This window comes from Clostridium sp. DSM 8431 (genome assembly GCF_900116755.1).
Lineage (GTDB): Bacteria > Bacillota > Clostridia > Clostridiales > Clostridiaceae > Clostridium.
Genome location: NZ_FPBY01000125.1, coordinates 1 through 10,172 on the forward strand (window position 1 = coordinate 1; position 10,172 = coordinate 10,172).

General features: G+C 29.4%; 7 protein-coding genes. 1 reads left to right on the forward strand and 6 read right to left on the reverse strand.

Annotation, left to right across the window (positions count from 1 at the left end; translation table 11 throughout):
- The 3 genes from BM384_RS12230 to BM384_RS12240 all read right to left on the reverse strand — a co-directional run.
- On the reverse strand, positions 1-248 hold a 248-nt coding region (locus tag BM384_RS12230), incomplete at its 3' end, for a helix-turn-helix domain-containing protein (RefSeq protein ID WP_175537367.1).
- 224 nt (positions 249-472) lie between these two features.
- The gene (locus BM384_RS12235; protein ID WP_090013992.1) at positions 473-1,408 is read right to left on the reverse strand and encodes a phosphodiester glycosidase family protein; all 936 of its coding nucleotides are present in this window, start codon (positions 1,406-1,408) and stop codon (positions 473-475) included.
- Between the two features lie 198 nt (positions 1,409-1,606).
- Positions 1,607-5,893, reverse strand: a complete 4,287-nt coding sequence (locus BM384_RS12240) for a 2-hydroxyacyl-CoA dehydratase (protein ID WP_090013986.1) — start codon at positions 5,891-5,893, stop codon at positions 1,607-1,609.
- A gap of 187 nt (positions 5,894-6,080) precedes the next feature.
- Here BM384_RS12240 and BM384_RS12245 point away from each other — a divergent pair, with 187 nt between their 5' ends.
- Positions 6,081-6,434, forward strand: coding sequence for a tetratricopeptide repeat protein (locus BM384_RS12245; RefSeq protein WP_090013988.1), 354 nt, complete (start codon positions 6,081-6,083; stop codon positions 6,432-6,434).
- 372 nt (positions 6,435-6,806) lie between these two features.
- On the opposite strand, the gene BM384_RS18265 is transcribed toward BM384_RS12245, so the two are convergent.
- The 3 genes from BM384_RS18265 to BM384_RS12260 are packed head-to-tail and all read right to left on the reverse strand — an operon-like array spanning position 6,807 to position 9,714.
- Positions 6,807-7,865: a transglutaminase domain-containing protein gene (locus BM384_RS18265; protein ID WP_242946024.1), complete on the reverse strand. Its 1,059-nt coding sequence runs from the start codon at positions 7,863-7,865 to the stop codon at positions 6,807-6,809.
- A 10-nt stretch (positions 7,866-7,875) separates the two neighbouring features.
- Positions 7,876-8,508 carry a recombination regulator RecX gene (gene recX / locus BM384_RS12255; protein WP_090013989.1) on the reverse strand — a complete coding sequence of 211 codons (633 nt, stop codon included), beginning with the start codon at positions 8,506-8,508 and terminating at the stop codon, positions 7,876-7,878.
- A gap of 6 nt (positions 8,509-8,514) precedes the next feature.
- Entirely contained in the window at positions 8,515-9,714 is a 1,200-nt protein-coding gene (locus BM384_RS12260; RefSeq protein WP_242946025.1) for a M16 family metallopeptidase, read from the reverse strand.
- Positions 9,715-10,172: the final 458 nt, after the last annotated feature.

Genomic DNA, 10,172 nt, shown 5'->3' on the forward strand with positions numbered 1-10,172 from the left:
GCATCTTTTACAGATTGCTTCGCTACGTTATTGGAAACTTCATTAAGCCAAGATAACTCATTCTTTTTAAGATTAGTAATTTCTTTTCTTAAATCAGTATCTTTAATGAATTTGCCACCATTTTTATAATTTTCTTCTTGTTTATTTAAAGTCCAGTTATAAATAAATCTTGCAGTACTAACTGATTGCCACAACTTTTGTTCTTGCTCTGTTGTTGGATATAATCTAATCTTCTTTGATAGAATCAATTGTATTCATCTCATTTCTTTTTTTGTATCCTATAATAGTATTCAAAGATACGCAAAATAGTATTCAAAGATACATAAAAAACATATTAGTGAGGTGATATCATTAATAAACATCTAAAAGTTATTAGACAAATCTATAAATCTCTATTTCTGAAGTTTGTTATTTTTTATTACACTTTTCTAAGGTTTTATAACATTTTTGTAACTGTTACTTACCCTCTCTTTTATTTTTCAACATAGAATGCTGTTGCTACTAATCTTTCTCCATCCCATGCATTTGGTGAATTTCTTACATCTCCATCGTAATACATAGTTGATGAATATCCTCCATCTAAAACCCCAACATTTACAGCTCCTCTTTTAGCCATTATTTCCTGCACATCATAATATGTTGCCCCAGGCATAGTGATTTTTCTTCCATCTATAACAAGAAAAATTACTGTTCCATCTGCTTTTTGCCCTACAGCTGTTCTTGGATTATATCCACCACATAAATGATCTTTTATCTGCTTTTCTCCATCCACTATTATGCTTCTTTCTGTAAAGCACATAGCCTCCTGTACATTTATTTCTTTTAATTCCTTTATAGAATGATAACCTACAACAAGCTTTCCTTCCTTATTAAAAGCTACAACATTTTGCTTTTGAGTTTCATTATATTTATCCTTTGTATATATAACCTTTCCTTCTGAAATCACAAAACCTTCTGGCATGGATGCAGTACCTCCATTTTCACCATTTCCAGTAAATGCTCCACCATTAATAGCTGCTATAGCATTTTTCTCTTCTGCCATTTCACTTGTTCTTTGTCCCATCTTTCCTAAATGTTTTGTCATAACTGCTTTTATTTTTAATGGATTTTTAATTTCTAATATATATGCTACATATTTATCTTCTTCATCTTTATATAATTCTATATCATTACCTGTAGTACAAGATATATCAATTTTACTTAAATCTTGGTCTACTTCATCATTTGATACATTTTCCACTTTAGCTCCAACCATTTTATTTAATGTATCCTCTGAAAAAATATCTTCTAAAAGATAAGCATGTCTTGTGGCAAGTAATGTTGATACAAATACTTTCCTAACACCTTTATATGGTCCATAAAATAATAGTATTGGAGTAGTAATTACTAAAAAAACTATTATATACATAAGATAAATAAAAAAACTTATCTTATTTCTTTTCTTATCTCTTTTCTTTTTGATACTATGCACCCCCTTAATTTTATATTGTATCACACTTTTATTTAATTTTTAACTAAACAGGAAATTTTTATATTTTACATGTATAAAAAGACCCGAGAAATTTTCTCAGGTCTAAAAAACTATCTTGTTATATCAGTTTCATCTTTAAAGTTTATATTTATTTGATTTAGATTTCTTTGGCTTAGCCATACTTAAATCAAGGAAAACTTCTCCATCTTGAACCTTTTTGAAAGCCACCGATAACATAAGCTTAATTCTATTTAATTGATTTACATGTGAAGCACCTGGATCGTAGTCAACTGCTACTATATTTGCCTGAGGATATCTTGATTTTAAAGTCTTTATCATGCCCTTTCCTGTAACATGGTTAGGAAGACAAGCAAATGGTTGCATACATACAATATTATCTGCACCACTTTCAATAAGTTCTATCATTTCAGCTGTTAAGAACCAACCTTCTCCTGTTTGATTTCCTATTGATAGAATTGGTGATGCCATATCTGCTAATTCTCTAATTTCCTTTGGTGCACTAAATCTCTTTGATGCATTTAAAGCCTTTTTCATATCTTTTCTGTAGTATTCTACCCATTTAATAAAGATATTGCTTAAGTTTTTGCTCATAGCACTTGTACCAAGCTTTTCATATTTAAATTCTGCATCAAATGCACTGTATAAGAAGAAGTCTAAAAGATCTGGCATTACAGCTTCAGCACCTTCATCTTCTATTATCTTAACAATGTTATTATTAGCAGTTGGGTGGAACTTAACTAATATTTCACCTACTAGTCCAACTCTAGGCTTAACTACATCAACACATTCTAAGTTATCAAATTCTTCTACAATCTTTCTAATATTAGCATTAAATTCAGATTTACTTCCATTTGTAACATTAACTTTAGCTATTTCGTTCCATTTTTCATATAAAGCATTTGCTGACCCCTTAACTTTTTCATAAGGTCTTGTTCTATATAGAACTCTCATGAATAAGTCTCCGTATATTAATGCCATAACTGCTCTCTTTAAGAACTTAGGTGAAAGCTTAAATCCTGGTTGCTTTTCCATACCTAAAGCATTTAATGATAATACTGGTATATTATCAAATCCAGCTTCTTTAAGTCCCTTTCTTAAGAAAGCAATATAATTTGTTGCTCTACATCCACCACCAGTTTGGCTTATGATTAATGAAGTATTATTTAAATCATATTCTCCTGATTGTAAAGCATGAATCATTTGTCCAACAACAATTATTGAAGGATAACATGCATCATTATTAACATATTTTAATCCTACTTCAACAGCTTCATTATCTATTGATGGAAGTACTTTTACGTTATATCCACATGAGCCTATAGCTTTTTCTAGTATTTCAAAATGTATTGGTGACATTTGAGGTACTAAAATAGTATGAGTTTTTCTCATTTCCTTTGTGAATATTGGATTACTGTAGTCTATCTTTTCTTCTACAGGTACATAGTTATTTCTTCTTCTTTCTTCCATAGCTGCTTTTAAAGATCTTATTCTAATCTTAGCTGCTCCAAGGTTATTACCTTCATCTATCTTTAAGCATGTGTATATCTTACCCTTAGAAGCTAAAATTTCAGCAACTTGGTCTGTAGTAACAGCATCTAATCCACATCCAAATGAGTTTAATTGGATAATTTCTAAGTTATCTTGTTTAGATACATAATCAGCAGCTCTATATAATCTTGAATGATACATCCATTGGTCAACTACTCTAAGCTTATCATCCATTTGAGCTAAATGTGCAACGCTATCTTCTGTTAAAACTGCCATTCCAAATGAATTAATTATATCTGGTATACCATGATTTATTTCTGGATCTATATGGTATGGTCTTCCGGCTAATACTATACCAGTTCTTCCAGTTTCCTTTAAGTAATCTAATACTTCTTTAGTTTTATTCTTTAAGTCATTATCATAGTTTTCTCTTTCTTCATAAGCCTTATTTACAGCTCTCTCTGCTTCTTTCATAGTTACATTATAGTCACTAAATTCTTCAGCAATTCTCTTAATTAATGCTTTCTTATTTGCAAATGAGAAGAAAGGTTCTATAAATTTAATATTTTCTTCTTCTAATACATCCATATTGTTTTTTATTACTTCTGGATAAGATGTTACCATTGGACAATTATAGTGATTATCTGCATCAGCAAATTCTATTCTTTCATATGATACACATGGATAGAATATTGTTTTTATACCTCTATTTATTAATGACATGATATGTCCATGAGTAAGTTTTGCTGGATAACATGCTGATTCTGAAGGTATTGTTTCTATTCCAAGTTCAAACATCTTTTTGCTTGATGGATATGATAATTCAACTCTAAATCCAAGGTCAGTTAATAGTGTAAACCAGAATGGATAATTTTCATACATATTAAGGACTCTAGGAATTCCTATTGTTCCTCTCTTTGCTTCTTCCTTCTTTAATGGTTTATAAGCAAAAGTTCTCTTGAATTTATATTTATAAAGGTTTGGAATTTCTTCTTTTGCCTTTTCTATTCCAAGACCTCTTTCACATCTATTACCTGAAATAAATTCTTCATCTGTTGAGAACTTATTTATTGTTAATAAACAGTTGTTACCACACTTTCCACATCTTCTAAAGTCAGAAGTCATGTTAAAGCTTTCTATTTGTTCTCTATTTAATAAAGATGATTCTTTTTCTTCATATCTTTCTTTAGATATTAATGCACATCCAAAGGCGCCCATAATACCTGCAACGTCAGGTCTTACAACTTCCCTGTTTGATATAAGCTCGAAACTTCTAAGAACAGCATCATTATAGAAAGTTCCACCTTGAACTATTATTTTTTTGCCCATTTCTTCTTCGTTTCTCATTTTTATAACTTTGAATAATGCATTTTTTATAACAGAGTATGATAAACCTGCAGATATATCTGCAACCTCTGCTCCTTCTTTTTGAGCTTGTTTTACTCTTGAATTCATAAATACAGTACATCTTGATCCTAGATCTACTGGAGCTTTAGATTTTATAGATTCCTTGGCAAAATCTTCTATCTCCATGTTCAATGACTTTGCAAAACTTTCTATAAACGACCCACATCCAGCTGAACATGCTTCATTTAATGAAATTGAATCAATTACACCATTTTTGATTTTTAAACACTTCATATCTTGTCCACCAATATCAAGAATAAAGTCTACTCCTGGCAAGAAATGATCTGCTGCTTTATAGTGAGCTATTGTTTCAATTTCTCCTATATCTATATGAAGAGCTGCTTTAATTAATGATTCTCCATATCCTGTTACAGTTGAATTTACTATATTCACACCTTCAGGAAGCTTTGAATATAAATCCTTTAATATTTCTATTACCTTATTTAATGGACTTCCTCCATTACTTCCATAATAACTATATATTATTTCCTTATCTTCGTTGATTAATACTACCTTAGTAGTTGTTGATCCTGCATCAATTCCTAAGTAAGCATTTCCTCTATAGTTTTCTAGACTACTTCTTTTAGCTTTAGCTTTTGAATGACGCTCATTAAATACTCTATATTCTTCTTCATCTTTGAATAATGGGTTTAATCTATCAACACCTTTATCCTTATTTCCTTTTATTTGTTGAACACTTTCAACTAAATCTCTAAAGGATATTTCTTCATTTTCTCTAGATAAAATTGCTGCACCTTGAGCAACAAATAATTGGGGATTACTTGGAAATATAATTTCATCATCTCTTAATCCTAATGTTTCTATGAATCTATTTCTTAATTCTGATAAAAAATATAGTGGTCCTCCAAGAAATGCAACTTTTCCTCTTATAGGCTTACCACAAGCAAGTCCACTAATTGTTTGATTAACTACAGCTTGTAATACAGATGCTGCAATATCTTCAGTAGCTGCTCCTTCATTTATTAATGGTTGTACATCTGTTTTTGCGAAAACTCCGCATCTTGATGCTATAGGATATATTACTTTATGATTTTTGGCTAATTCATTTAGACCTGAAGCATCAGTGTTTAATAAAGCTGCCATTTGATCAATAAATGCTCCTGTACCACCAGCACAAGAACCATTCATTCTTTGTTCTATTCCACCTTTAAAGTATGTAATCTTGGCATCTTCTCCCCCTAATTCTATTGCTACATTAGTAGATGGTATTACTTCTTCTACAGTCTTTGTACAAGCTATAACTTCCTGTACAAATTCTATATTAAGCCACTTAGAAACTGAAAGTCCCCCTGACCCAGTAACACTCATTGTGATGTTGGCATCTCCAATAATTGAATAGGCTTCTTTAACTAATTTAATAATAGTACTTCTTATATCTGAATAGTGTCTTTCATATTTGCTATAAACGATGTTTCCTGTTACATCTAAGATTACTATTTTAACCGTAGTAGATCCAACATCTAATCCTATATTGTATTTTTTCATTATTATTAACACCTACTTATTTTTATTATAGTATTTATATTATACCTTCTTAAAAATGATTTTCAAGTTACTTTACTATTTTAATGAAGTGCATCATTAAATTCAATGGAATAAATAAACATTAACTTGTATATAATATATAAACTATGTCTATAATCTTAATAATATATTTATATTAGGAGGTAACATGAACTTTTTTAATGAAGGTAATAAATTATACAACATACAAGACTATAAAAGAGCTATTGATTGTTACAAAAAAGCAATAGAAGAAAAAGATAATGAAGCCTGCTCTTACTATAATTCCGGTGTATGCTTCATTAAATTAAAAGATTATGATAATGCTATAGCGATGATAAAGAAAGCTTTGTTACTACATACTGAAAGCAAATACTACTTTAATTTAGGATATTGCTATGCTATGAAAGAAAATACAAATAAAGCCCTTATTAATTTTAATCTTGCATGGGCTCTTAATAATGAGGATACTGATTGTGAAAAAGCTATAAAATTAATAACTTCTCGATTAAATAAAAAATAAATTAAAAGAGCTTCTTTCTTTAAAGTCTTCCCTTTTTAAGAGGCATCATAAAAATGAAATAAGAAGCTAATAAAAGATGGTTTCTAAATATTTAGGAGTCATCTTTTTTTTAGCTTTATTGATATCCTTTATAGTCTTTTCAAATTTTCTTTTTGGCACTATGTAGCTCTATCGTTTTATTCTTATATTATAAGCTTTTACTTGAGTAATCAATATTTCTTTTGTCATATATTGCTTTACCTATATTTTTTCTATAAAGGCAGATATTAATATTATACACAAGAAGCACCTATAAACTATACACTTTTTTCTAGTGTTTTGTTTATAGGTAATTTTTTTAATTGTTTACAACAAAAGTAATCTCTCTCAATTTTAAAATTCTCCTGCTACACTAGTTTGTTTATACTGGCTTTCAAACTTACTACTGTCAAAATAATCCCCAGCTTTATAAAATGTAGGGTCCACATTTATCCATCTATCTTCTTTAGGTATATAAACTTGATTCCAGGCATGACCTACATATTCTTCACCATTATAAGCTTGCCCTACAATAACCCTAACTTTAAGACCACAAGCTTTTGCCATAGCTGCATATAAACATGCATAATCAAGACATATTCCTTTTCTAGTATTAAAGGTAACTATTGCTCCACTTTCACATTCTTTACCCTCTTCTAAAATCTTTTTAGCTTTGCTATCATCATAAGATATATTACTTCCTATCCAGGTATATAGAGTTTTAACTTTTGCCTTATCTGATTTTTCTCCTTCAGTAATCTCCAATGCCTTATTATTTATAGCATCATTAGATAACACTCCCTCATCTATAGTTATACCATTATAATATATGATTTTATTAGATGCTACTTTTTCTTGAAGATCATTAGACATTGAAGCTACCTGACTTTTATCAACTATATCTGAAACCTTTGTATATATTTTACTTGTTTCAAAAAATTTTAGCTGCTTATTATCAGATGCCATACTATTATATATTGATATACACATAAATAGTAAAACTATAAATATAATCCCTCTTATAAAACCAAATACTATAGAAAAGATTCCTATAACTAATCTATTTTTTTTGTTAGCTATAGAATTTGCAAATAAAATTTTATTTAAAGTATTTAGAATAAATTCAATAATTAACTTTAATAAAACAAATGCTATTCCTAGTGTAATTATATGAACTATACCAATATCATTTATTTCTCCTGGTAAATACTTAATTAATAATTTGCTTATCTCAGAATCTAGTCTTTCATAGCAGGTTATAACTATGAAAAATGTAATAAGTGTGGATATTCCTGAGATAATAGGGTCCATAGCCTCATCTAACCCTTTATTTATAAATACTGATCTTACTGTTAGTATTATGCTAAAAGCAATTAAGCCTAACATTACTAAAGATTGAATACTTAAATTCATTCCACCACCTCTAATCAATATTATCCATAACTTCCTTTATAACATCCTTTGCCATAGAATAGTCATATCCTCTTCCCACTAAGTATCTTAATAGTTTATTCCAAAGCTTATACTTATCTTTCTCTGTTTTTAAAAGACTATTATACTTCTTTCTTGCAAGTTCAAGAGCTGTATCCATCTGTTTATTATCATCCATATTACTCATTATTTCTTCTATTACATCAGATGTTATGCCTTTTCTTAGTAAAGAATATTTTATCTTCTGCATTCCTTGACTAGATAACTTATCCTTTATATACATTTTGGCGTAATTTGTATCATTTATAAAATTATATTCCTTAAGAAAATCAATTACAATAGCTATATTTTCAGAATCAAAACCTTTTTCATTTAATCTTTGAATCATTTCTTTCTCAGTTTTATAACTTCTTTCAATAATTCTTAAAGCAGACTCCTTACACTTTGATAAATTTTCTTTTTTAGCTATTCTAAGTAGTTTTTCTTCGTCAACTTCACTATTTACCTTTAAACTTTCTTTATACACAAGCTCCATATAAGCTGAAAATGCATAATTGTTATCTATATATACATTAACTCTATCCTTATTTCTCTTTTGAGATTCTATCTTTGTTATTTTACCCAAAGTTATTTACTCCTTTAACTTTTTCAATATATGTATAGTAGGCTCTTTTAAAACTTCTTCTGCTACTTCATATATTCTATCCTTATCTATATTATTTAAACTCTCCATATCTTTAACAAATTCTAATATATACTCTCCTTCTAATTCCTGATGAAGTATATAGTTACAAAGTTCAGCTGAATCTTCAAGAGTAGAAATTACTGCTGTTTTATAAACTTTCTTCATAATTTCAAGATCCTTTTCTCCTATAACTGTACTTTTATTAATCACCCTATCTAATGTTTCATTAATAGCTTCAATAGTTTTTTCCACATCATCTTCTGCTACTGAAGTGTATATATATAGGGATTTCATATTTTTAGTTAAATCTAACTGAGTATAAATGTCATAAGCTAATCCTCTATTTTCTCTTACTTCTCTAAATAATAAAGAGTTAGCACTTTCTCCAAGTCTATGATTAAGTATTCTAAGAGGTAATTCATCTTCCTTAGATAGATTATGGAATGTATATAAGTAAACTATAGTACTTTGTTCCATTTCCTTCTTATAACTTGTACTAGTTACAAAAGCATTCTTTTCTTCTATTTCGCGAGTCTTTTCAGCCTTTTCTCCATGCCAGTTTAAAAAGTTTTTTTCAATAAGCTTTTTAGCCTCTTCATGTTCTAATGAAGATACTATAGTAATTAATGAATTTTTAGGTGTATAAAACTTCTTATAATACTGAAGTATTTCTTCACGAGTAAAGTTTTTAACCTGCTCTTCTACACCAGTAACATCTATTCTTAAAGGACTTGATTTAAAAGCAAGCTCATTAACTTTTCTAAAACTTATATATTCAATATCATCTTTACTAGTCCTCATTTCGGCTAATATTACGCCTCTTTCTTTTTCTATTTCCTCACTTGGGAAGTTTGATGATATTATCATATCTCCCAGTAACTCAACTGCATTTTCAAGCTCTTCACTTAAACAGCTTATTGTATATACAGTATCGTTATATTCTGTATAAGCGTTATATTCTCCACCTAAAGCTTCAAGTTCATAATTTAACTCTTCATTATTTCTTTTCTTTGTTCCTTTGAAAAGCATATGTTCAATAAAATGACTTAATCCTTTTTCATTATCTTTTTCATTTATCGCCCCAACTTTTAATCCTATATTTATGGATGAAATTAATGTTTCTTTTTTTATTGTTAATATTTCCAAGCCGTTATCTAGTGTATGTTTCTTTATCTGAACCTCCCACGACTAAAGTCGCAGGTTTCTTGGTCGATAGTACCACTCTGTACTAAGCAAACCCAAGCTATCCCCGTAGTTCTTAACTTTAATCGTTTTTCGAGGTTGTCGTTCACATAAAAACGCTACTTTTTATGCAGTTCTCTTATGAACTTCTTAATATTTCTATTAAGCACAGACTATATCTTATCCTACAGCATTACCTGTTTAGGTCTACCCACTTCCACTACCAATAGCTTGTAGTGTACTCCCCTCAGGAGGGATAGTCGTTGAAGTTTCTCCTATTTGGAGCTTACCTGCTGATTATCCATTGTATAAGCACTTAGGATTTAACCTTATGCCATCTAACTAATTCTTTCTACTTTCGTAACCCTCACGCTTAACTTTATTTCATGCTTACGTTGTGGTTTAGTTAGCTTTAGGAGTTC